Here is a 22,009-nt window from a genome sequence, read left to right on the forward strand (position 1 = left end):
TCGGGGGTCCGGCTGGCAACAGCGCGCGTGCCACCGCTCGCCGCGCATGAAAAAGGAGGAAGCGGCCGAAGCGACTTCCTCCCGTGTACCGAAGAGAATACCCAGCACCTGGCCAGACAGTCTCCACAACGCTCGACGGGACACTGCGCACAGCGTCAGCTCTCGTGGGCAGCTGCTCGACTTCGCAGGTGACGCGCAGCGGTTGCCGGGTGGGCGGGGCCTGTAGGGTGACGGGGAAACAGAGTTGATCTTGTCGCGCTGGTGATCCACTGCATCGGGTCGCGGCGGACGCTGGGAGTCTGGCTGACCGGCCTGCGTCGCGAGGGGTCGCGCGACGTCCTCACCGGCTCTCCACGAAGCCCAAGGAGCCGATCTTGTTTCGATTGCTGCTCGGGGTCGCGTTCCTCGCTGCTGCCTACCCGTCGTGGGAGCGATGGTGCCAGTACCTCTTACCCCCGGACCACGAGCCGAGCCCGGTGATCTACGGGGTCGTTCGGTTCTACTCGGACAGCGAGTTCACGTGGGAGGACGTCTACGAGATGTCGCTGCTGCGGTCGTTCGTCGCCGACGCCAGGACCCTCGCGGAAATCGCGCTCGATTGGGCGATACCCGCGCTGGTCGTCCTGGTGCTCGTGTCCCGGCGGCGGTCGGCGGTGGCGGGGCGGCGCGCGGCGGCGGCGCTCACACTGGTCGCCGTGCTCGCGCTCGTCGCCCTGCCGAGCTTCGACTCGCCACTGGACGCGCAGTGGTTCGCGGTGGTGGCCGATCGTCTGGATGGTCCGACCACTCTTGCCCTGTTGTCGGCCGCCGTACTGGTGCTGCTCGCGACCCAGGGCTCGCAGCCGGAGGTACGCACACCACCCCGCCCTGTGGAGCTGACAGCACTCGGGGCGCTCGTCGGCTACTGGGCGGTCACCGTGTCGGTCACCGTCGTCATCGGGCTGACGCAGGGTGGACTGGCCGTCGCGCCCGGCCTGCTCAGCTCTTTCGAGCACTTCCCGCTGTTGGCCGCGGTGCCCGCGGTCGCTTGCGTCCTGTCGTGGCGCATGGGGGTCAGGCGGTGGCCGCGCCGTCTATGACGTGGTCGGTGCCGACGGTGAAGCTGGAGTCGTCCGAGGAGAGCCACAGAGCCGCGGCCGCGATCTCCTCCGGGGTCGCGACGCGGCCGATCGGGAGGCTCTCCCGCATGCGGGCGTCGCGGTCGGCGCGGGTCTCGCCGGGTCGCAGCGACATGGGCGAGTCGATGGGGCCGGGGCTGATGGCGTTGATGCGGACGCCGTCGGCGATGTGGTCGCGCGCCGCCGTACGTGTCAGGTGGCTGACGGCGGCCTTGGCGGCGACGTACGCGCTCGCCCCGGCCCGCCGGTAGTGCGCGCCCAGGTTGGAGGACACGTTGACGATCGTGCCGCCGCCGTGCGCCCGCATGTGGGCGATCTCGTGCTTCATCGACAGGTAGACGCCCTTGAGGTTGACGGCGAGCACGTCGTCCCAGACGTCCTCCGGGTAGTCGGCGAGCGGCGCGACCGTGCCGAACACCCCCGCCGCGTTGAGCGCGACGTCGAGCGTGCCGTACCGGGAGACGGCGGCCGCGACCATGGCCGCGACGTCGGACGAGCGAGTGACGTCGACCGGGTACGCGCTCGCCCGTCCGCCGCCCTGCTCGATCAGCTTCACGACCTCGGCCAGCCGGTCGGCGTCGCGTCCGGCGACGAGCACCGCGGCCCCCTCCCGTGCGTACGCGAGCGCCGCCGCTCGCCCCACGACCCCGCTGCCACCGGTGACCAGTGCGACCTTGCCGACAAAACGACCCGTCATCATTCCATACCAATCGTTCTCATATTTGTAGGGCGTTCATGGCCTGGTCGACGGCGTCACGCAGCCGCCTGGGGTCGGGGTCGGCCCTGCCGAGCACCCGGACGCCCTGCACCAGCACGAGCAGGAACCTGGCCAGCGCGTACGGGTCCTTGCCCGCCGGGAGCTCGCCCTGGGCGCGCGCCCTGACGAGGGCGCCTGCCAGCATGGCCTCCATGCCGGCCCATGACGCCACGACCTTCTGCGACACGATCGGGTCGCGCGAGCCGAACTCGACCGCCGTGTTCACCACCATGCAGCCCCGGCGCAGCTCGTCGGCCAGGCATTCGGCGACGTACGCGTCGAGGAAGGCGCGGACGGCGGGCAGCGCGGGCCCCGGCTGCGACAGCGGCTCGACGACGCTGGTCTGCTCGACGTACCGCTCCAGCGCCTTCAGGTAGAGCTCGCGTTTGCCGCCGAAGGTCGCGTAGATGCTCGCCCGCGCGACCCCAAGCCGCTCCACGAGGTCGGCCATCGAGGTCGCCTCGTACCCGCGCTCCCAGAACAGCTCCAACGCCTTCTGCAGCGCGACGTCCGGATCGAACTCCTTGCTCCTTGCCACGCCCGGACGCTAGCACTATCCAGAACGATCGGTCAAAAATTCACCGCATGGGGTTGTCGTCCTCCGGAGGCATGGACGCCGGGTTGCGCTGTTCGAAGGGTGACTCGGCCTGGCGGGGGACCTGGAGCAGGCCGAGGGTGTCCTGCTCGCCGCGCCGCCTGATCACGTCGTTGATCGCCTCGGTAAGCTCCGGCCTGCTGTACGCGCCCTCGGGCAGCTCGTTCAGGTGCCCGAGCAGGTCGGCGGGCAGGCGTACGTGCTCGGACACGTGCGAGTACACCTCCCGGACAGCGACCCGGTCGCGTCCCGCGAAGGCTTCGTCGATGGCCTGTTGCAGTTCGTCGATCACGGCTCGGTCGGTCATGTCATCTCCCAGTAGGTCCGGCGAGCAGGTCCTGCGCCTGCTCGGCCACCATGTCCACCGGCACGTCGCACACCCACGACTCCTCGTGAGCGCACCGGACGGCGCCGCAGCGCGGGCAGGCCGTGGTCCACGACGTCAGCGGCCGGTGCGACGTCCTGCTGAGCGGCCCGTAGCCGACGAGGTTCCGGCACCAGAACACCGCCACCGTGGGCGTGCCGACGGCGGCGGCGAGGTGCCGCGGCCCGGTGTCGTTGGCGATCAACAGGTCGCACCGCTCGTACAGGGCGGCCAGCCCGCCGAGGCCGAGCGCGCCCACGACGGGCGCCGCGGGCCGGCGCATCGCGCCGACCACGCCCATCACCAGGTCCTTCTCCTCGTGCATGCCGGTCACGACCACAGGACGGCCGGTCAGGTCGGCCACCTCGGCGAAGCGCTCCACCGGCCAGCGCCGCCGGGGGTCCTTCGCGCCCGGGTGCACGGCGACGAGCCCGTCGGGCAGGTCGCCGAGGACGCGGGCCAGCTCGTCGCGGTCGGCGTCGGTGACCGCGACGCGGGCCTCCAGCCCGCCCGCGACCGCGCCGACCAGCGCGACGACCTCCAGGCAGCGCAGCGTCTCGTGCTGGTGCTCGGCGTACCGCACCCAGCGGTCCAGCTCCGCCGCGCCCGGCGCGCGCGACCCGGCGGTCACGCGTGCGCCCAGGCCGCGGACCAGCGGGTTGGAGTGCCGTCCGCCGCCGTGGAGCTGCACCGCCAGGTCGAACCGGGACGCCCGAAGCGCCCGCGCGGGCGCCGGGTCGCCGGTGATCGGCGGCAGCGCCACCACGTCGTCCACCGGGCCGGGGCGTCCGGCCAGGAAGGCGGCGTGCCAGGCCGCGCCGAGCAGCGTCAGGCGCGCGCCCGGGTAGGCCCGCTTGAGCGCGTCCAGCGCGGGCACGGCGACGAGGTAGTCGCCGACCGCGTTGGCCCGCAGCACCGCGATCCTGCGCACCCCGTCGACCGGCTTCCCCGTCACGGGCACGTCGAGACCTGACATAGCGGCCACCGCTACCCCGGCTGTCCCATCCATAACGTCCCGGATGGCGTTTGAGCAGGCCTTTCTCAGGTACTCGCTTCCCATGCGCACAGACGGAACGATCAGCGCCGTGGTCGTCGGCGACGTGATGCTCGACTCGTGGCTGCACGGCTCCGCCAAGCGTCTCGCCCAGGAGGCGCCGGTGCCCGTGATGAGCCTGGAGGCGACCGAGGACGCTCCTGGCGGAGCCGCGAACGCGGCGGCGAACCTGGTCGCGCTCGGGGCGCGCGTCCGGCTGGTCGCCGCCGTGGGTGACGACGAGTGCGGCGACAAGCTGGTCGCGGCGCTGCGCCTGCTCGGCGTGGACGGCGACCTGGTGACCGTGCCGGGACGGCGTACCGCGCACAAGAGGCGCCTGGTCACCAGCGGCCAGCTGACCGCCCGCTACGACGAGGAGGACCTGGCCGCGCTGCCAGGGACGGCCGAGCGGCAGCTGCTGGACCGGCTGGCCGACGCCCTGCCGGGCGCCGACGTGGTGATCGCCTGCGACTACGGCGGCGGCGTGTGCACGCCCGCCGTCCGCCGGGCGCTCGCGGGAACGCCGCTCCTGGTGGTGGACGCGCACGGGCCTGCGCCGTGGCGCGAGTGCGCGCCGGCCGCCGTCCTGCCGAACTACACCGAGGTCGTACGGCTCCTCGGCGACGACGACGGCGACGTCGGGGACCGGCTCACGTACGTGGCCGCCCGCTCGTCCCGGCTGCTGGAGCTGACCGGGGCCGGGATCGTGGTGACCACCCTCGACGGCGACGGCACGGTGCTGCACCGCCACGGGCGTCCGCCGTACCGGACATACGCGCAGCCCGCGCCGCAGCACATGGCGACGGGCGCGGGCGACACGTTCGCCGCGGCGTTCGCGCTGTGGCTGGCGGGCGGCGCGACGCCGGAGGAGGCCGCGGAGGCGGGCCAGGCGGCGGCCTCGGTCGTGGTGCGTAGGCCCGGCACGGCGGTCTGCACGAGGTACGAGCTGCTGCGCGCCCTGCGCCGCCACCAGGGCACCGTGCAGACCCCGGAGCGCCTGGCCCAGCTGCTGGACGAGCACCGGCGCAGGGGCGAGCGGGTGGTGTTCACGAACGGCTGCTTCGACGTGCTGCACCGGGGCCATGTGACGTACCTGGAGGAGGCGGGACGGCTCGGCGACGTGCTGGTGGTCGCGGTCAACAGCGACGCCGGGGTGGCCAGGCTGAAGGGTCCTGGCCGCCCGGTGATCCCGTGCGAGGACCGGATGTCCGTCCTCGCCGCCCTGAACTACGTCGACTACGTGACCGAGTTCGACGAGGACACCCCCGAGCGGCTGCTCAGGATGATCCGTCCTGAGCTGTACGTGAAGGGCGGCGACTACGCGCCGGAGATGCTGGCGGAGACGCCCCTGGTGCGGGCGCTGGGCGGCGAGGTGCGGGTGCTGAGCTACGTCCCCGACCGCTCGACGACGGCCATCATCGGCCGCATGCGCCTGCTGCCCTGACGCTCACACCGGCCGCAACGGGTTGGGGACGGGCACCCAGCGCATGGCGGCCCCGTCGGCGTCGAGCCAGCGCAGCAGCAGGTTGGCCTTGGCAGGGACATGCGTGGCCGCCAGCAGGTCGCGCAGTTCTGGCGGGTCGCCGTGGTCCTTGGCGGCGGCGGCGAACACGGCCCGCGCCCGCGCCCACAGCTCGCCGTCCAGCCGGGGGTGGCGTTCGGCGACCGCGCCCGCGATCTCGCGCAGGTTGTTGGTGACCAGGCAGTAGACCAGGCGCTCCCACGCACGCGCGCCGCCCAGCACCGGGGCGTCCAGCGCGGGGTGCCGCTCGGCGACCAGTTTGACGCCCTCGTGGTCGCGGAACAGGGCCTGCGCGGGCAGCCCGGCCGCGTCCACGCCGACGAGCACGTTCTGCAGGTGGCATTCGAGCACGACGCCGTGGCGCAGGTACGCGTGCAGCACCGGCGGCACCACGTGGGCGAGGTAGCGGTCCCACCACAGCAGCGAGAGGTCCTCGTCGAGGTTGTCGAGCGGGTCGCCGGGGAAGCCCTCGGCGATCCCGGCGGCCGCGAGCGCGGTCAGGCCGGGCAGGAGACGCTGCCCGAACCCGTCGCGGACGATCACCGCGAGCGCCTCGCCGCCGTCGCCGTCCCTGAGCGCGCTGCGGTAGCCGCGGTCGCGCAGCACGGCGGGGACCGGCGTGTGCTCCGGCAGGCCGTCGAAGGCCCGGTCGACCAGGTCGGCGACCACCGGCAGCCGCCGCAGGTCGTGCAGCCAGAGGCGGCGCACGTCGTTCGTGATCCGCACGTCCAGGCTGAACTTGCAGAACAGGTCGGCCTCCGGCAGGTACACGGTCCTTACGGACGCCGTCGGCACCGCCGGGTCGGTCGTGACGCCGAGGTCGCGCAGCCTGCCGTCGCGCAGGCCGCCGAGCAGCTTCACCTGCCAGGGGTGGGCGGGCAGCAGGGCCAGGCCGTCGCCCGCCGGGCCGCCGAGCCGGTCGAGCGCTGCGGCGTCCCCCACCTCGACCAGGTCTTCCGCCGGTATGCCGAGCAGCCGCAGCGGGAAGCTCGCGTGCGCCTCCGGCGAGTACGGCAGCCATTCCCGGGCGGCGCCTCCCCCGCGGGCCTTGGGCGCGGGATGGTAGCGGTGCCCGGCGAGCAGCGCCTGCTCGGACCGCACGTACGGGTCAGCGGGCGGGACAGCGGCCCGGCGGGCGGCCAGCAGGGCGGCGGTGACGTCGCGGCTGTGCCTGATCTCGGCGGCCAGCGCGTCGTTGGCGACCCCGGTGGCGGCGTGCAGTTCGCCGGCCGCGAGCGCGACGAGCGCGTCCAGCGTGAGCGGGAGCGGGCCTTCGGGGGTGCGCAGCGCGGGGCCGCCTGGGGCCGCCGCGTCCACCACCGCACCGGTCGCGGGCAGCAGGAGACCGCCGGACCCGGCAGGCCGCGCCACCTCGCGGATCAGGCAGTTGAGCAGCGCCGTCACGGCGAGCGCGTCCGCCTGCCCCCCGGTGCGGATGGGTGACATGACCACGCCTCTACCCTGGGCCGCCGGTGGGTAGCTGTCTGCCATGGTGCCGGAAAGAATTGGAACAGAGGCCGCATTCCTGGACGAACTGTCCCGCGTGCGTCCCGGCCTGTCGGCCCGCTACGCCGGCGCGCTTCCCGGCGCCCGCGCCGCCGTCCTCGGCCGCCTGTGGCGCGGCCTGCTGCACGAGCCGCTCCCCGGCCTGACCAGGACCGGCCCCGGCACGGTGACGACGGCCGCGGGGCTCCTGCTCAAGGGACCTGCGCGGCGGCCGTACGACCTCGGGGACGTGCCGGAGCTCCACCTCGGCGGGCAGCCGTGGACGCACCCGGCCGAGCTGCTCGCCGCTCTCGGCGTGCCCGGCGCCGACCGGCTGGTCGAGGACCTCGGCAACTGCGTCGCCTCGCTCGCGCTCTCCCGGGCGGGCGCTTCGCCGTTCGAGCCGAAGACGCCGGAGGAGCACGAGCAGAGCGTGGTGGACGGGCACCCGTACCATCCGGGGTGCCGCAACCGGCCCGGGATCTCGGTGGCGGAACAGCTCGCCTACATGCCGGAGCACCGGCCGGTGGTCGCCCTCGACCTGGTGGCGCTGCCCGGCCGCGCCTGTCTGGTCGCGGGCCCTTGGCCGGCCGCGCTGCGCGACGGCGACCTGCTGCTGCTCCCCGTCCATCCCTGGCAGTCGCGCCACGTGCTCCCCGGGCTCGGCCTGCGTCCCCACGCCCTCGCCGCCGTCCCTGCCCGCCCTTTGATGTCCGTACGGACCCTCGCCCCGACCGGCGGCGGCCCGCACCTCAAGACGGCGCTCAGCACGCGGCTGACCTCCGGCGTCCGGGACATCTCCCCCGGTTCGGTACGCGACTGCGTCCCGCTCTCCGGCCTGCTGGGCGATCTGGCGGCGCGGGCCGGCGGCGGGCTGCGGGTGACCCGCTACCTGGCGGGCGCGGCCGGCCCGGCGGCGGACGGCGCGCCGAGCGCGGACCTGGCCGTGCTGCTGCGGGAACCCGTGACGGGCAACGTGCTGCCCGTGGCGGCCGTCACCCGGCCGCCCGACCCGGAGGCGTGGCTGCGCGCGTTCGCCCGTACGGCCCTGACCAGCCTGCTGCGGCTGCTGTCACTTGGCGCGGCCCTGGAGGCACACGGGCAGAACCTGCTCGTCGAGCCGGACGCCGGCGGCCTGCCGGGCCGGCTGTTCTACCGCGACCTGGCCGACGTCCGGCTCAGCCCGGCGCGGCTGGCCCGCCACGGCGTCGAGACGCCCCCGGTCAGCCCCCGCCTGCTCTCCGACGACCCGGGCGTGCTGCACGCCAAGCTGTACGGCTCTCTCGTGGGCACCACGTTCGGCAGCCTGGTCGCGCTGTTCGGCCAGGGCGACCGGGCCGCGGAGGCACGCCTGTGGCGGGTCGTCGCCACCGCCGCGCACGAGGCGTCCGACGCCCTGCCCGCCGGGCCCGACGCGCGGGCCGACCGCGACGCGCTGTTCGCACCGGCCCTCCCTGCCAAGGCCCATCTGCTGGCCCGCCTGGACGGCTCCCCGCCGGGCGACAGCTGGACCACGCTCCCGAACCCCCTCCGCACCTGGTGAGCCGCCGATCGGGACCCGGCTCACCAGTGGCACACCCCCGGCGTGAAAGCATCGAGGGGTAGCCGAGCGCTGTTGGAGGCAGGGGTGGCTGACGAGTTCGACGTCATCGTGATCGGTGGGGGGCCCGCCGGTGAGAACGTCGTGGACCGGGCCGTACGGGGCGGCCTGACCGCGGCGCTCGTCGAGGAGCGGCTGGCCGGGGGCGAATGCTCGTACTGGGCGTGCGTGCCGAGCAAGGCGCTGCTGCGCCCGATCGACCTGGCGGCCGAGGTGAGCCGGGTGCCCGGCATGTCGCTCGGCCCGATCGACGTGGCCGCGGTGCTGGCCAGGCGCGACGAGGCCGTGTCGAACTACGACGACGCGGGCCAGGTGCGCTGGATCGAGAGCGTCCCGGCCGAGCTGGTACGCGGCCACGGCCGTCTCGACGGCCAGAAGCGGGTCCGCGTCACGACGGACGACGGTGAGCGCGTGCTGACCGCCCGGCACGCCGTCGTGCTGGCGACCGGCAGCGTCCCGCAGGTGCCCGGCGTGCCGGGCCTTAAGGAGGCTGCCCCGTGGACCAGCCACGAGGTGACCGCCGCGAAAGAGATCCCCGAACGGCTGGCGGTGCTCGGCGGCGGCGTGGTCGCCTGCGAGATGGCGCAGGCCATGCACGGGCTGGGCGCGCGGGAGACCACGCTCCTCGTGCGCGGCGGCGGCCTGCTCAGCCGGATGGAGCCGTTCGCCGGCGAGCTGCTCGCCGAGGCGTTCGCCGAGGCGGGCATCGACGTGCGCCTGCGGACGGGCATCGAACGGGTCGAGCGCCCCGAACCGGGCGGCAAGGTGACCGTGCACCTGTCCGACGGCACGCTGCTGGAGGCCGACGAGCTGCTGGTCGCGACGGGCCGCCGGGCGGCGACGCGGGACATCGGGCTCGACACCGTCGGCCTGCCCGCCGGCGAGCCGGTCGAGGTGGACGACAGCATGCGCGCCACGGCGGTGGGCGACGGCTGGCTGTACGCGGTGGGCGACGTCAACGGCCGCGTGCTGCTCACCCACATGGGCAAGTACCAGGCCCGGGTGTGCGGTGACGTGATCGCGGCCCGCGCCCGCGGCGACGAGCTGCCCGCCATGCGTGACCTGGCGGACGCGTACGGCTCGCCGCAGGTGGTGTTCACCGATCCGCAGATCTGCGCGGTCGGCCGCACCGAGCGGATGGCCCGCGAGGACGGCTTCCGCTACCGCGTGGTCGACTACGACATGGGCGCGGTGACCGGCGCCTACCTGCTGGGCGACGGCTACCGCGGCAAGGCGCGGGCCGTCGTCGACGAGGACAGGAAGGTGCTGCTGGGCGTCACGTTCGCCGGGCCTGGGGCGGCGGAGCTGCTGCACGCCGCCACGATCGCGGTGACCGCCGAGGTGCCGCTCGACCGGCTCTGGCACGCGGTGCCGTCGTTCCCGACCGTGAGCGAGATCTGGCTGCGCCTGCTGGAGACGTACGGGCTCTGAGCAGGCTCAGGCACGTCGGTCGGGGCAGCTCATGGCGACGGACCGGTCGGCGTCCGTCATGAGCTCCGCGATCGTTTCCTCGACGCTGTCGCGCAGCTCCACGCGCGACAGCAGGTCGGTGAGCCGCAGCACGGTCAGCAGGTGGGCGGAGGGCCGGATCAGGATGATCCGGCCACCGCCGCCCTCCTCCTCCATGCGCTGCAGCGCCATCGCGATCACGCCGATGGCCGAGGAGTCGAAGAACTCGAGGTCGGCGAGGTCGAACAGGAGGACGGGCCCAACCGACCAGTTCCACACGGCGTTGACACAGGCGCTGAACCTGACGCGGCCCGCGTGGTCGAGTTCACCGCCGGCGCGCACGACCGTGCACGCGAGATGCCGGGTCGTCTCGATCCGCAGAGGCTTTCCGTCCACCCTGTGCCACTGCCCCGTTGACGGCGATTTCACAGGGGATGACGACATTTCCCCGACCCTTGCAGATCATCGACCGGGCTTTACGAGGTCAGCCCTGGATTCCGCACTCCAAAGTCGGCACCGCGCCCGCGACGGGCGCCAGCATCACCAGCAGCGGCGCGCTGCTGGGGCTCGGCACCGTCAGCTCGGTGACGTTGCCGCGCACGGCCACCTCGGGCGTGCCCATGTCGCCGTCACGCAGGTGGTGGACGGAGACGACCGTCGGCGCGGCCGCGTGCAGCATCTTCTTGGTGGCGTGGCGCAGCCAGCGCAGCTCGCTGTTGACCCGCTTCCACGTGGCGGGGATGAGGCTCGGCGCCTCCGCCTTCGTGCCCAGCCGGAACGTGATGCGCCCGCTCGACCCGAACCGGTCCTTCAGTGCGGGGTTGACGAGGAACATGCCGGCGCGGATCTGGCGGGTGCCCTGCCGGTTGAGGTTGGCCAGGCCGCCCGCGCTGATCAGGGTGTAGAACTCGCAGCGGATGCCGTCGAGCGTGTCGGGGTCGTAGTCGACGGCGGGCGGCTCCTCGAACGCCACCTTGTTGAGCCGCACCCCGGCCACGCCGTCGGGGGTGACACGGCCCTTGACGGCGTCGCGCACGGCGTCGCTGATGCCGTCGCCCTCGGTGATGTCCAGCGCCTCGATGCAGACCAGGCCGTCGTCGGGGATCTCCTCAGGGGCCAGGTCGAAGGTCACCCTGGCGTGCGACTTCCTGCCGCGCAGCAGCACGCACTGGCGCAACCGTCCCTGGGAGCGGATCTGCAGGAAGCGGGGGCCGGGCCCGGCGGGCTCGGTGCGTCCGGTGTGCCAGCCGCTCACCGAACGGTCGTCCGTGGACAGCGACAGCGTCACCCGCAGCGGACGTCCCTCGGACGCCACCTTGAACCCGACCATGCCGGATGTCTCGAACCGGCCGACGATCTGGCTGCCGAGGTGCAGCTGGTCGGCGACCTGCAACGCCGGGACGTCGCCGGTGAGCAGGTGAACGGGCGGAACGGCGGGCACGATCACCTGGTCGAGGTCGGTCGCGGATCCCGTGGTGCTGGTCATCTCATGCTCCTCGAGGGGGTCAAAGTGGTGGCCAGTCCGGCCGGGTCATGGAAGTCGAACCTGGTCAGCAACGGTTCGCGCCGCTCCCACATGCGGGCGACCGCGGCGTAGAGCGGATCGCCGTCGCGTTCGGCGTGCCGCAGATTGACGGTGAACGTGCGGGCGTAGTCGTCGCCGTGCTCCCAGTGGGGCAGGAGCTGGCTCGGCACGTCGGCGCCGCAGGCACGCAGCCAGAGCCACAGCCGGGCGCGTTCGCGCTGTTCCGGACCGAGGATGCTCTCGCCCTTGGCGTGCCGCGCGATCGCCTCCCGCAGCAGCGACCGCAGATCGGCGGGCGCGCGCGGCACGTGCGTGGCGCCGCAGGCGCCGCCTTCCGACCAGCCCGCCTGGATCACCGGGATACCGAACGCGGGCAGGTCGCTGTCGCCGAAGGTGACGGCGACGTCGGCCACGCTCCACAGCACGTTCGGTGACAGCGCGCCCGTGACGTGCCTGATCCACGGGTTCCGTCCCACGGGGACGGGGTCGAGGAACAGCCAGTTCGCGCTGTCGTCGGCGGCGGCGAACTCGGCGGCCGTCCCGAACAGTTCCTCGTCACGGGCGGGCGTGTGGCCGAACACCGCGATCGTGGGCCGGTCGGCGTCGATGCCGAGGCGGTTGCAGCCGTAGTGGCGCAGCTGGCGGCGTTCGGTCTCCGTACGGATCTGGTAGCCGCTCTTGGCACGCCAGGCGACGCGTTCCGCGCTCGGCCTGATCGCGTGCCGCTGCGGCCACACGTGCCGTTCGAAGAACGCGCCGATCCTGGCGGGCAGCTCCTCCTGCAGGGAACAGGGTCCCTGGTCGGGGAAGAGCGCGTACGCCTTCAGCGTGCCTGTTCCGTGCACCAGCACGACGGGGACCTCGCGGTGCACTGCGCGGTCGGCCCGGCTGGTGACGAGGGCGGCGGGCGGCACCTCGGGCCGGCCGTCCGGCGCGGCGCCGAACGCCTCGGCCAGCGGCAGCCATTCGGGGGACGCGAGCACCACGAGCCGCGCGGAGACCATCCCGCAGATCGCCTTGGCGATCAGCAGCGTGCGGACCACGACCCGCAGGTCGTCGTCGTACGCCTCGGCGACGACGCACCGGTCACCGCTCGGGCTCTCCCCCCAGTACGACCTGGCGGCGGCGAGCAGACGATCGGCGTGCTCGCCGCCTCCGACTCCACGCATAGCAGCCCCCCACGGTCAGAAAACGCCCTGTCAGACGTTGCCAGACAGGTGGTTGCGCGCCACGCGGGCACCACGGTTCTTTGCTGCCGCGTGGGAGAAACTCAGCCGTCGAAGAAGGCGCCCTTGGTCCCGCGGACCCCACGAGCCACAGAACGCCCGAAAGCCCTGATTCACCGTCGATCCGTGAAAAAAGATCAGAACATTCGCGCCGTTTGGGACATCCAACTTTTTACAGGGAGCACGTCATGCCCGGGTTTAAGATGCACCGTATTGCCACGAAGGGGAGGGTTTAACCACCATGGGTACCCGTATGTCGAGTCTCGCGCGGCTGGCGGCGGCCGCGACGGCGGCCGGAGTGGTAGCGGCCGCGATCGCGTTGCCCGCTGTCGGTGGAACAGGCGCGGCGTTCGTCTCGGCGTCGGAGGAACTCGGCATCAAGCCCGAGGCACTCAAGGAACCCCCGCTGGCCGAACGTACGACGGTGCTCGACGCCCAGGGCAACCCCATCGCCTGGTTCTACGAGGAGTACCGCGAGAACGTCAAGCTCGCCGACGTGGCCGACATCATGAAGAAGGCCATCATCTCGATCGAGGACTACCGCTTCTACGAGCACGGCGCGATCGACATCGAGGGCACCGTCCGCGCCCTGGCCAAGAACCTCACCTCCGGCGGCATCGCCCAGGGCGGCTCGTCCATCACCCAGCAGTACGTCAAGCAGGTGCTGCTCAACTCGGCGACCACCGAGAAGGAGAAGAACGCCGCCCTCGCCCCCAGCTACGCCCGCAAGCTGCGGGAGCTGCGCTACGCGCTGGCCGTCGAGGAGAAGTACACCAAGGACCAGATCCTGGAGAAATACCTCAACATCGCCTACTTCGGCGCGGGCGCCTACGGCGTCGAGGCGGCGGCCAAGCGGTTCTTCGGGGTGAACGCGTCCGACCTGACGCTCGCGCAGGCGGCGACGCTGGCCGGCGCCGTCCAGGACCCGAACTCCACCGACCCCAACCTCGGCAAGGCACAGAAAGACCGGCTGCTGAAGCGGCGCAACGTGGTGCTCGACCGGATGGCCGAGCTCAAGAAGATCACTCCTGAGCAGGCCGCCGAGGCCAAGAAGCAGAAGCTCGACTACGAGGGCACGGACATCCCGGGCGGCTGCTCGACCAGCCCGTACCCCTACTACTGCATGTACGTCAGGGCCGAGGTGCTCAGCAACCCGGCGTTCGGCAAGACGCAGGTGGCGCGCGAGCAGTTCCTCAACCGGGGCGGTCTGACGATCCAGACCACGCTCGACCCGAAGATGCAGCGGGCCGCCGAGCAGGCCATCAGGAAGCACGTGTTCGCCGGCGACAACCCGGTGGCCGCCGAGGCCCTGGTCCAGCCCGGCACGGGCGCGATCAAGGCGATGGCCGCCAGCCGCAAGTACGGCACCAACAAGCGCAAGAAGGAAATGTCGATCAACGTCGTGGCCGACGCGGTGCACGGCGGCGGCATCGGCTTCCAGGCGGGCTCGACGTTCAAGACGTTCACGCTGCTCACGGCCCTCAAGAAGGGCTACAAGCTCAACGACGGGCTCCAGGCCGGCAGCGGCTACCGTGCGCCCTACTACTCCTCGTTCAAGAACTGCAAGGGCGAGAACATCGGCGACCCGACCCACACCGTCACCAACGACGAGGGCGGCGGCGGCTTCAAGACGCTGCAGACCGGCACCTGGGAGTCGGTCAACACCTTCTTCGTGGCGCTGGAGCAGAAGGTCGGGCTGTGTGACACGGTCAAGACCGCCAAGTCCCTCGGCATCAAGCGCTCCGACGGCCGGCCGTTGCAGGAGTACGAGACGTTCACGCTCGGCATCAACGAGATGGACCCGGTGACCGTGGCCACCGCGTACGCCGCGATCGGGGCGCGCGGCAAGTACTGCGAGCCGATGGTGATCACCAAGATCACCGACCGGAACGGCAAGGTGACCAACTACCGGCCCAAGTGCCGGCAGGCGCTCGACCCCGAGGTCGCCGACGCGGCGGCCGACATCCTGTCGGGCGTGTTCACCAAGGGCACCATGAAGGGCGTGGGCGGCATCGGCCGCCCGGCGGGCGGCAAGACGGGCACCACCGACGACCAGGCCACGGCGTGGTTCGCCGGGTTCACCCCCGACCTCGCCGGCGCGGTCAGCATCGGCGACCCGCGCGGCTCGCAGGTGCACAAGCTGAACAACATCACCATCGGCGGCACCTACTACGGGTCGGTGTTCGGCGCGTCCATCCCGGGCCCGATCTGGAAGGACACCATGATCTCCGCCCTCAAGGGCGTCCCGCCGACCGAGTTCACCCCGGTCAACCCCGAGCGCTTCGGCGGCTGCGGCGCCAGCTGCCGTCCGGTGCAGCACAACCAGGACGACGACCGCGGCGGCGACCCGTTCGACGACGGGGAGATCCTGACCCAGCTGGACGAGTAACACGGCCGATCGCCGGACCCGGAGCACCCGGGTCCGGCGAACGCGTCAGCGCCTGGCCTTGCGCCACTCCGAGACGACCTGGTCGACGTCGTACGGCATCAGGTTGAGCGGCGGGCCCGACAAACCGGTCCTGATCGCCTCGCGGATCCGGTGGTTGATCTCCTCGACGATCCGCCGCGCCTCGGCCTCGGTACGCGCGCCCCGCGCCTGGACCAGCGCCTCCTCGGCGTCCTTACGCAGCGCGAGTGTCGGCGGCAGGGGCATCGACAGCCCCTCGCTCGCGATCTTCTGCTTGATCCACCACATCTCGCCGAGCTGCTCACCGACCCCCGGCAGGGGCTTGCCCTGGCCGGGCAGGTCGTCGAACTCCCCCCGCTCCTCGGCCTCACGGATCTGCCGGTCGATCCAGGACTCGAACGGAACCCCGAGCGGCTTGCGGTCGGTCACGTACGGCCTCCTCAGGCGAGGTTGTGACTGGGCGCCAGCGGACCGCGCCACCCGAGCACGGCCTCGGTCATGCGGACGGACGCGACCGTCGCGGCCACGTCGTGCACGCGCAGGATGCGGGCGCCCTTGAGGATGGAGACGACGTTGACGGCGATCGTGCCCTCCTTGCGCTCGGTCTGCGGGCGGTCGAGGGTCTCGCCGATGAAGTCCTTGTTCGACAGGGCCACCAGCGTCGGGTAGCCGATCGCGGTGATCTCCTCCAGCCGGCGCGTCAGCTCCAGCGAGTGGAAGGTGTTCTTGTTCAGGTCGTGGCCCGGATCGATGATGATCCTGTCGGGCGCGATGCCGGCGTCGAGCGCGTAGGCGACCCGCTCGCGCAGGAACGCGGCCACCTCGGTCACGACGTCGGAGTAGCTCGGCCGGAACACGCGGCGGCCAGGACCGCCGAGGCTGTGCGTGACCACCACGGTGGCGCCCAGCTCGGCCGCGGCCTCCGCCATGCCCGGCTCGCGCAGGCCGTTGGTGTCGTTGATGACGTCGGCCCCTGCCTCGATCGCCGCCCTGGCCACCTCGGGCCGATGGGTGTCGACGGAGATCACGGCGTCGGTGGCGGCCCGCACCCGGGCGATCACCGGGGCGACGCGGTCGATCTCCTCGGCCGCGTCGATCGGCGCCTGCGCGGCGCTGAAGGCGAACCCGCCGATGTCGACCCAGTCGGCGCCGTCGTCGACGGCCTTCTTCGCGGCCGCGACCGCGTTGTCGAGCGCGAAGGTGCTGCCCTGGTCGTGGAAGGAGTTGGGGGTGCGGTTGACGATGGCCATGATCGCCACCTGGCGTTCGAAGTCGAACTCCCGCTGCCCGATGCGCCGCACGGGAGAGATGGTCCCGAGGGGAAGCTTCTCGCCGCTCACGTGGTGATCCCTTTCCGTCCCCCCGAGCCTACCCGGCGGCCGTTCAGGCCGGCCGGGCCGGGCTCGGCTGGACGGGTCACGCGAAGCGGCCGAGGCCGGGCGCCGAACCCTTGATCGTCCGCATGTCCCGTCGGGCGGACCGGCGCGGTAAGCGCATCGTGAGCCGCACCGTCGTGCCGTGGGGTCCGGTGTCGAAGTCGGCCTCGTCGGCCAGGTGGCGGATCAGGAAGATGCCGCGGCCGAAGTCGGCCCGCTCGGACGGGCGGTGGTCTGGGCTGATGTAGGCGTCGGGGATGCCCGAGCCGTGGTCGATCGTCTCCGAGCAGACGACGCCGTCGACCGTCCACAGCCGCAGGTAGCCGCGGCCGCCCGCGTGCTCGACGACGTTGACCACGCTCTCGTGGACCGCCAGCACGAAGTCGTCCCGGCGTGAGCCCCGCAGCCCCGCCTGCGCGGCCTTCTCCGCGACCATCCGGCGCAGCCGCGTCACGTCGCGCTCGGTGAAGGACTCGGCCAGCAAGGTCCGCATGTCCCTCCTCGTGTCCGCGCCGCGCCACCGTCTCAGGAGGCGGCCGCCCGCGATCATGGCCTCACGGCCGCCGGCCGATTCCGGTCGCCAGCTCGCGGATGCGCTCCACCGGCCCCCGGTCCGGCGCCAGCGGAGCCGTGTCCATGCCCGCACCGTCGTGCAACCCCTCGAACATCTCGCGCATGGCCTCGAGGGCCGAGTGCCGCGGCCGCCACCCGAGCACCTCCCTCGCCCGGTCGGTCTTCATGATCGGCATCCGCAGGACGAGTTCCAGCAGCCCCGGCTCGGCGGGCAGCAGCCGCAGGTGCCAGAACGCGGCCATGGCCGCCGTCGCCATCCGCTCCGGCACCCGTACGGTGCGCGCGCCGAGCAGCCCGGCCAGCTCGTTCGTGCCGATCACCGGCTCGGCGGCCAGGTTGAACGCCCCCCGCACCTCCCGCGTGACCGCCAGCCGGTACGCCTGCGCGGCGTCCTCGGCGTGCAGCACCTGCAGACGCAGCCCCGGGATGTCGGGGATGACCGGGATGCGGCCCGTCCTGACGAGCCGCCGCGGCACGAACGGGCCGCCGAACAGCCGGCGCTGCTCGGTGGCCGCCGCCCGCTGGAAGATGAACCCGGGACGCATCCGCACCACGCGGATGGCCGGGTGGTCGTGCTCGAACAGGTCGAGCACCCGCTCGACGTACGCCTTCTCCATCCCGTACGAGGCGCCCGGCCACCCGTGCGTGGGCCACGACTCGTCCACCGGACGGTCCTTGGGCGCCGGCGAGTACGCCCCCACGGACGAGGCGTGCACCAGCACCGGCACCCCGGCCTCTGCGACGGCGCGGAAGACCCGCATGCTGCCCAGCACGTTGGCGCGCCAGGTGATCGCCGGTGTCCTGGTCGGCTGGAACAGCCAGGCGAGATGCACCACGGCGTCGGCGCCTTCGAAGATCTTCGTCAGGTCCGCGGCGGCGACGTCCGCCTGACGCCATTCGGTGCGTTCGACCTGCCAGCCAGGCAGGCGGCGGGCGACGCCCACGATCGACGTCACCGTGTCGTCCGCGGCGAGCGCGCGTACGACACTGGTGCCCACGTTGCCTGTGGCTCCGACCACGACGACTCTCATGCGTGCTCCGCTGCCCGCGCCGTCGTCGGTGAAACCCGCCTGACCTGGCCTGTCATGGCCGCAACAGGATCTTCACCGCGCCGTCGGCCTTCTTCTGGAACATCGCGTACGCCTCGGGCGCCTGCTCCAGCGGCATCCGGTGCGTGGTGAGGTCCATCACGCCGAGCGGGTCGCTGTCGTCGGTCAGCAGCGGCATCAGCGCGCTGATCCACCGCCGGACGTGCGCCTGCCCCATGCGCAGCGTCACGCCCTTGTCGAACATGCGCAGCATCGGCATCGGGTCGGTCATGCCGCCGTAGACACCGGTGATCGAGATGACGCCGCCGCGGCGTACCGAGTCGATGGACTGCATGAGGGCCGCGAGCCGGTCGACGCCCGCGTTCGCCATGATGGGCGCGGCGACCGCGCCGGGCAGCAGCCCGGTGAGCGTCTGGGCGAGCTTGGCGGCGGGTGAGCCGTGCGCCTCCATGCCGACCGCGTCGATGACGGAGTCGGTGCCGCGGCCCGAGGTGCGTTCCCTGATCTCCGCCGGGACGTCGTGGACCTCGCTCGCGTCGATGACCTCGATGCCGTGGCGGCGGGCCATGTCGAGACGCGCGGTGACGCCGTCCACGCCGATGACGCGGTGGCCGAGGTGGCGGGCGATGCGGGCGCTCATCTGGCCGATGGGCCCGAGGCCGAAGACCGTGACGCTGCCGCCCTCGGGGATGTCCGCGTACGCGACGGCCTGCCACGAGGTGGGCAGCACGTCCGACAGGTACACGAAGCGCTCGTCAGGCGGCCCCTCTGGCACCTTGATCGGGCCGAACTGCGCCTCGGGCACCCGCAGGTACTCGGCCTGCCCGCCGGGCACGTGGCCGTAGAGCTTGGTGTAGCCGAACAGCGCCGCCCCCATGCCGTGCTCGCGCACCTGCGTGGTCTCGCAGTGCGCGTACAGCTCCATGCCGCACATGTGGCAGTGGCCGCAGGCGATGTTGAACGGGATGACCACCCGGTCGCCCGGCTTGATGTTGGTGATGCCGGAGCCCACCTCCTCCACGATGCCCATGGGCTCGTGGCCGAGGATGTCGCCCTCCGCCATGAACGGCCCGAGCACCTCGTACAGGTGCAGGTCGGAGCCGCAGATGCCGCTGCTGGTGATCCGGACGACCGCGTCGTTGGGCTCCTTGACCGCGGGGTCGGGGACGTCCTCGACGCGTACGTCACGCTTGCCGTGCCAGGTGACCGCTCTCATGCTCGTCTCCTTCATGGCTTGGCCATAAAGCCCGAATACCCCCACTGAGGACATCAAACGGCGGGCCTGTTGGTACGGCTGTGGCAATGGAAGACCCAAGGGGCTGAAGACTCTTTACACCTTGCGTATTGGATGCATAACTAGGTGTAGTCACCGACGGATCACCCCCGAAGGAGCCGCACCCATGCCGGTGGGCCTCACCCAGCAGACCTTGGGCCAACGCATCGACTCACGCCTGACCGACTTCCTCGAGTCCTGGAGCGCACCCGTCGCCGATCCTGGCGTCGAGGCCGCGTACACGCTGCTCGCCGACTTCGTCCTCGGCGGCGGCAAACGCGTTCGACCCCAGCTGTGCTACTGGGGTTGGCGCGGCGCGGGCGGCGACGACCGCGACGAGATCATCAGCGCCGCCGCGGCCCTGGAGCTGTGCCACGCCGGCCTGCTCATCCACGACGACATCATGGACGGCAGCGAGCTGCGCCGCGGCCGGGTCACCGTGCACCGCGGCCTCGCCCGGCTGCACCACGGGCCTGGCGCCGAGGCGTTCGGCCAGGCAGGCGGCATCCTGCTGGGCACGCTCGCCCTGGCCTGGTCCGACACGCTGCTGTCGTCGTGCGGCGTCGACCCGCTGCGGCTGCGCGCCGCCCACCACATCTTCGACGCCATGCGCACCGAGGTCATCAGCGGCCAGTACCTCGACGTCCTCTCCCAGCGCAGGCCCGACGCCTCCGAGTCCGAGGCGCTGACGGTGATCCGCTACAAGAGCGCCAAGTACACCGTCGAGCGGCCGCTGCAGATCGGCGGCGCGCTCGCCGGCGCCTCCCTTGAGCTGCTCGACGCCTACTCGCGCTTCGGCGTGCCGCTCGGCGAGGCGTTCCAGCTGCGCGACGACGTGCTCGGCACCTTCGGCTCGTCCGACGAGACCGGCAAGTCGGCGATCGACGACCTGCGCGAGGGCAAGCGGACCGTGATGTTCGCCCACGCCGCCCACCACGCCTCCCCCGCCCAGCTCGCCCACCTGCGCGCCTGGCACGGCAACCCCGAGCTGACCGACGAGCGCGCCGCCGAGCTGCGCCAGATCCTCGTCGAGACCGGCGCGCTGGCCCGGGTCGAGGCGATGATCGGCGAGCGGGTGACCGAGGCCATGGCCACCCTCGCGGCCGCGCCCGTCGAGCCCGAGGCCGCCGACGAGCTGGCGCGGATGGCCGACCAGCTCGCCCACCGCACCAAATGACTTTTCTCGGTAACCGCTGAGTCACCCTCTGAGATTGGTGGAACGTACCATGACGGAAACGACCCATTCCTCCATGCCCGAAAACGGCAACGGCCAGCTCAGCCTGAGCACCGACGCCGCGAGGCAGCTCTCGACCACGACCAAGACGCCGCCGCAGATGCAGGAGATCACCTCCAGGTGGCTGCTGCGGCTCCTGCCGTGGGTGCAGTGTTCCGGCGGCGTGTTCCGGGTCAACCGAAGGCTCACGTACACGCTCGGCGACGGCCGGATCACCTTCAGCACGACGGGCTCCGAGGTGAGGGTCATCCCGGCCGAGCTCACCGAGCTGCCCATGTTGCGCGGCTTCGACGACATGGAGGCGCTCGAAGCGCTGGCCTCCCGCTTCACCCAGCGGGAGGTCGAGGCGGGTGAGAAGATCGTCTCCGAGGGCGCCCCCGCCGACCAGCTCGTGCTGATCGCGCACGGCCGCGTCGGCAAGGTGGGGCTCGGCGCGTACGGCGACGAGCAGGACATCGGCGTGCTGGCCGACGGCGACCACTTCGGCGAGCAGTCACTGACCGACGGCGGCGAGTACGCCTTCACCGCGCGCGCCAAGACGACGACCACCGTCCTCACGCTCACCCGCCGCGACTTCGAGCAGGTCGCCGCGCTGCACCCGGGCCTCACCGAGCACATCGACACCTGGCGCGCCGAGGGCTCGCACGCCACCAACGACTACGGCGAGGCCGCCATCGACATGTCGTCCGGCCACGTCGGCGAGGCCGTGCTGCCCGGCACGTTCGTCGACTACGAGCAGAGCCCCCGCGAGTACGAGCTCAGCGTGGCCCAGACCGTCCTGCGCGTCCACAGCCGGGTCTCCGACCTGTACAACCAGCCGATGAACCAGCTCGACCAGCAGCTCCGCCTGACCATCGAGGCGCTGCGCGAGCGGCAGGAGCACGAGCTCGTCAACAACAAGGAGTTCGGCCTGCTGCACAACACCGACTTCAGCCAGCGCATCCGCACCCGCTCCGGCCCTCCCACCCCCGACGACCTCGACGACCTGCTCTCGCTGGTGTGGAAGGAACCGGCGTTCTTCCTGGCCCACCCGCAGGCCATCGCCGCGTTCGGCCGCGAGTGCAGCAAGCGCGGTCTCTACCCGCAGTCGAGCGAGGTCAGCGGCCACCGCGTGCCGGCCTGGCGCGGAGTGCCCATCTTCCCCTGCAACAAGATCCCGGTCACCGGCGCGCGCACGACGTCGTTCCTGCTCATGCGCACCGGCCAGGAGAACCAGGGCGTGGTCGGCCTGCACCAGACCGGCATCCCCGACGAGTACCAGCCGAGCCTGTCGGTGCGGTTCATGAACATCAACGAGAAGGCGATCATCTCCTACCTGGTCAGCGTCTACTACTCGGCCGCCGTCCTGGTGCCCGACGCACTCGGCGTCCTCGAGGACGTCGAGCTCGGCCGCAACGACTAGCCGTCCGCCCGTTCCCCGGAG

General features: G+C 72.1%; 20 protein-coding genes. 7 read left to right on the forward strand and 13 right to left on the reverse strand.

The features are described from left to right. The first annotated feature begins 374 nt into the window (after positions 1 to 374). Entirely contained in the window at positions 375 to 1,079 is a 705-nt protein-coding gene (locus BLR04_RS18355) for a hypothetical protein (protein ID WP_143022093.1), read from the forward strand. Here BLR04_RS18355 and BLR04_RS18360 read toward each other — a convergent pair. The 4 genes from BLR04_RS18360 to BLR04_RS18375 are packed head-to-tail and all read right to left on the reverse strand — an operon-like array spanning position 1,054 to position 3,810. Then, a complete protein-coding gene (locus BLR04_RS18360) occupies positions 1,054 to 1,815 on the reverse strand; it encodes an SDR family NAD(P)-dependent oxidoreductase (protein WP_090766699.1) in 762 nt (253 codons plus the stop codon). The genes BLR04_RS18355 and BLR04_RS18360 overlap by 26 nt on opposite strands. A 19-nt stretch (positions 1,816 to 1,834) precedes the next feature. Continuing rightward, the gene (locus BLR04_RS18365) at positions 1,835 to 2,413 is read right to left on the reverse strand and encodes a TetR/AcrR family transcriptional regulator (protein WP_090766374.1); all 579 of its coding nucleotides are present in this window, start codon (positions 2,411 to 2,413) and stop codon (positions 1,835 to 1,837) included. A 40-nt stretch (positions 2,414 to 2,453) separates the two neighbouring features. Next, positions 2,454 to 2,777: a hypothetical protein gene (locus tag BLR04_RS18370; RefSeq protein ID WP_090766377.1), complete on the reverse strand. Its 324-nt coding sequence runs from the start codon at positions 2,775 to 2,777 to the stop codon at positions 2,454 to 2,456. A 1-nt stretch (position 2,778) separates the two neighbouring features. After that, positions 2,779 to 3,810, reverse strand: coding sequence for a glycosyltransferase family 9 protein (locus BLR04_RS18375; protein ID WP_090766380.1), 1,032 nt, complete (start codon positions 3,808 to 3,810; stop codon positions 2,779 to 2,781). Between the two features lie 82 nt (positions 3,811 to 3,892). Between BLR04_RS18375 and rfaE2 the strand changes: the two genes are divergently transcribed. Further along, positions 3,893 to 5,311, forward strand: coding sequence for a D-glycero-beta-D-manno-heptose 1-phosphate adenylyltransferase (gene rfaE2 / locus BLR04_RS18380; protein WP_090766383.1), 1,419 nt, complete (start codon positions 3,893 to 3,895; stop codon positions 5,309 to 5,311). Between the two features lie 3 nt (positions 5,312 to 5,314). On the opposite strand, the gene BLR04_RS18385 is transcribed toward rfaE2, so the two are convergent. Continuing rightward, complete coding sequence (locus tag BLR04_RS18385) at positions 5,315 to 6,835, reverse strand: IucA/IucC family protein (protein ID WP_176903153.1); 1,521 nt, start codon at positions 6,833 to 6,835, stop codon at positions 5,315 to 5,317. A gap of 97 nt (positions 6,836 to 6,932) precedes the next feature. On the opposite strand from BLR04_RS18385, the gene BLR04_RS18390 reads away from it, so the two are divergent. Together BLR04_RS18390 and BLR04_RS18395 are read left to right on the forward strand one after the other, a co-directional pair. Continuing rightward, on the forward strand, positions 6,933 to 8,417 hold the full coding sequence (locus tag BLR04_RS18390) for an IucA/IucC family C-terminal-domain containing protein (protein WP_245740322.1): 1,485 nt from the start codon (positions 6,933 to 6,935) through the stop codon (positions 8,415 to 8,417). Between the two features lie 84 nt (positions 8,418 to 8,501). Continuing rightward, complete coding sequence (locus tag BLR04_RS18395) at positions 8,502 to 9,905, forward strand: dihydrolipoyl dehydrogenase family protein (RefSeq protein ID WP_090766389.1); 1,404 nt, start codon at positions 8,502 to 8,504, stop codon at positions 9,903 to 9,905. A gap of 6 nt (positions 9,906 to 9,911) precedes the next feature. On the opposite strand, the gene BLR04_RS18400 is transcribed toward BLR04_RS18395, so the two are convergent. The 3 genes from BLR04_RS18400 to BLR04_RS18410 form a co-directional block, all read right to left on the reverse strand. Continuing rightward, entirely contained in the window at positions 9,912 to 10,319 is a 408-nt protein-coding gene (locus BLR04_RS18400) for an STAS domain-containing protein (RefSeq protein ID WP_176903154.1), read from the reverse strand. 88 nt (positions 10,320 to 10,407) lie between these two features. After that, complete coding sequence (locus tag BLR04_RS18405; protein ID WP_090766396.1) at positions 10,408 to 11,409, reverse strand: hypothetical protein; 1,002 nt, start codon at positions 11,407 to 11,409, stop codon at positions 10,408 to 10,410. Further along, entirely contained in the window at positions 11,406 to 12,617 is a 1,212-nt protein-coding gene (locus tag BLR04_RS18410) for a hypothetical protein (RefSeq protein WP_090766399.1), read from the reverse strand. Before BLR04_RS18410 ends, BLR04_RS18405 begins: the two co-directional genes overlap by 4 nt. Before the next feature lie 310 nt (positions 12,618 to 12,927). Here BLR04_RS18410 and BLR04_RS18415 point away from each other — a divergent pair, with 310 nt between their 5' ends. Further along, a complete protein-coding gene (locus BLR04_RS18415) occupies positions 12,928 to 15,063 on the forward strand; it encodes a transglycosylase domain-containing protein (RefSeq protein ID WP_090766402.1) in 2,136 nt (711 codons plus the stop codon). A gap of 45 nt (positions 15,064 to 15,108) precedes the next feature. Here BLR04_RS18415 and BLR04_RS18420 read toward each other — a convergent pair whose 3' ends face one another. The 5 genes from BLR04_RS18420 to BLR04_RS18440 all read right to left on the reverse strand — a co-directional run bounded on the left by BLR04_RS18420 (position 15,109) and on the right by BLR04_RS18440 (position 19,295). Further along, positions 15,109 to 15,510, reverse strand: coding sequence for a DnaJ family domain-containing protein (locus BLR04_RS18420; RefSeq protein WP_090766405.1), 402 nt, complete (start codon positions 15,508 to 15,510; stop codon positions 15,109 to 15,111). Between the two features lie 11 nt (positions 15,511 to 15,521). Continuing rightward, positions 15,522 to 16,421, reverse strand: coding sequence for a dihydropteroate synthase (gene folP / locus BLR04_RS18425; protein ID WP_245740323.1), 900 nt, complete (start codon positions 16,419 to 16,421; stop codon positions 15,522 to 15,524). Positions 16,422 to 16,497: 76 nt separating this feature from the next. Then, positions 16,498 to 16,950: an ATP-binding protein gene (locus tag BLR04_RS18430; RefSeq protein ID WP_176903155.1), complete on the reverse strand. Its 453-nt coding sequence runs from the start codon at positions 16,948 to 16,950 to the stop codon at positions 16,498 to 16,500. A gap of 61 nt (positions 16,951 to 17,011) precedes the next feature. Further along, a complete protein-coding gene (locus BLR04_RS18435; protein WP_090766409.1) occupies positions 17,012 to 18,061 on the reverse strand; it encodes an NAD-dependent epimerase/dehydratase family protein in 1,050 nt (349 codons plus the stop codon). 52 nt (positions 18,062 to 18,113) lie between these two features. Further along, complete coding sequence (locus BLR04_RS18440) at positions 18,114 to 19,295, reverse strand: zinc-dependent alcohol dehydrogenase (protein WP_090766410.1); 1,182 nt, start codon at positions 19,293 to 19,295, stop codon at positions 18,114 to 18,116. Positions 19,296 to 19,479: 184 nt separating this feature from the next. Here BLR04_RS18440 and BLR04_RS18445 point away from each other — a divergent pair, with 184 nt between their 5' ends. Further along, the gene (locus BLR04_RS18445; RefSeq protein ID WP_090766411.1) at positions 19,480 to 20,529 is read left to right on the forward strand and encodes a polyprenyl synthetase family protein; all 1,050 of its coding nucleotides are present in this window, start codon (positions 19,480 to 19,482) and stop codon (positions 20,527 to 20,529) included. Between the two features lie 49 nt (positions 20,530 to 20,578). After that, on the forward strand, positions 20,579 to 21,988 hold the full coding sequence (locus BLR04_RS18450; protein WP_090766412.1) for a family 2B encapsulin nanocompartment shell protein: 1,410 nt from the start codon (positions 20,579 to 20,581) through the stop codon (positions 21,986 to 21,988). Positions 21,989 to 22,009: the final 21 nt, after the last annotated feature.

This window comes from Nonomuraea maritima (assembly GCF_900100395.1).
Lineage (GTDB): Bacteria > Actinomycetota > Actinomycetes > Streptosporangiales > Streptosporangiaceae > Nonomuraea > Nonomuraea maritima.

Bases quoted from the DNA above. Each gene is read 5' to 3' on its own strand.
- BLR04_RS18360 (WP_090766699.1), bottom strand. From the start codon at position 1,815: ATGACGGGTCGTTTTGTCGGCAAGGTCGCACTGGTCACCGGTGGCAGC.
- BLR04_RS18370 (WP_090766377.1), bottom strand. From the start codon at position 2,777: ATGACCGACCGAGCCGTGATCGACGAACTGCAACAGGCCATCGACGAA.
- BLR04_RS18375 (WP_090766380.1), bottom strand. From the start codon at position 3,810: ATGTCAGGTCTCGACGTGCCCGTGACGGGGAAGCCGGTCGACGGGGTG.
- rfaE2 (WP_090766383.1), top strand. From the start codon at position 3,893: ATGCGCACAGACGGAACGATCAGCGCCGTGGTCGTCGGCGACGTGATG.
- BLR04_RS18385 (WP_176903153.1), bottom strand. From the start codon at position 6,835: ATGTCACCCATCCGCACCGGGGGGCAGGCGGACGCGCTCGCCGTGACG.
- BLR04_RS18405 (WP_090766396.1), bottom strand. From the start codon at position 11,409: ATGACCAGCACCACGGGATCCGCGACCGACCTCGACCAGGTGATCGTG.
- BLR04_RS18410 (WP_090766399.1), bottom strand. From the start codon at position 12,617: ATGCGTGGAGTCGGAGGCGGCGAGCACGCCGATCGTCTGCTCGCCGCC.
- BLR04_RS18415 (WP_090766402.1), top strand. From the start codon at position 12,928: ATGTCGAGTCTCGCGCGGCTGGCGGCGGCCGCGACGGCGGCCGGAGTG.
- BLR04_RS18430 (WP_176903155.1), bottom strand. From the start codon at position 16,950: ATGCGGACCTTGCTGGCCGAGTCCTTCACCGAGCGCGACGTGACGCGG.
- BLR04_RS18435 (WP_090766409.1), bottom strand. From the start codon at position 18,061: ATGAGAGTCGTCGTGGTCGGAGCCACAGGCAACGTGGGCACCAGTGTC.
- BLR04_RS18440 (WP_090766410.1), bottom strand. From the start codon at position 19,295: ATGAGAGCGGTCACCTGGCACGGCAAGCGTGACGTACGCGTCGAGGAC.
- BLR04_RS18445 (WP_090766411.1), top strand. From the start codon at position 19,480: ATGCCGGTGGGCCTCACCCAGCAGACCTTGGGCCAACGCATCGACTCA.
- BLR04_RS18450 (WP_090766412.1), top strand. From the start codon at position 20,579: ATGACGGAAACGACCCATTCCTCCATGCCCGAAAACGGCAACGGCCAG.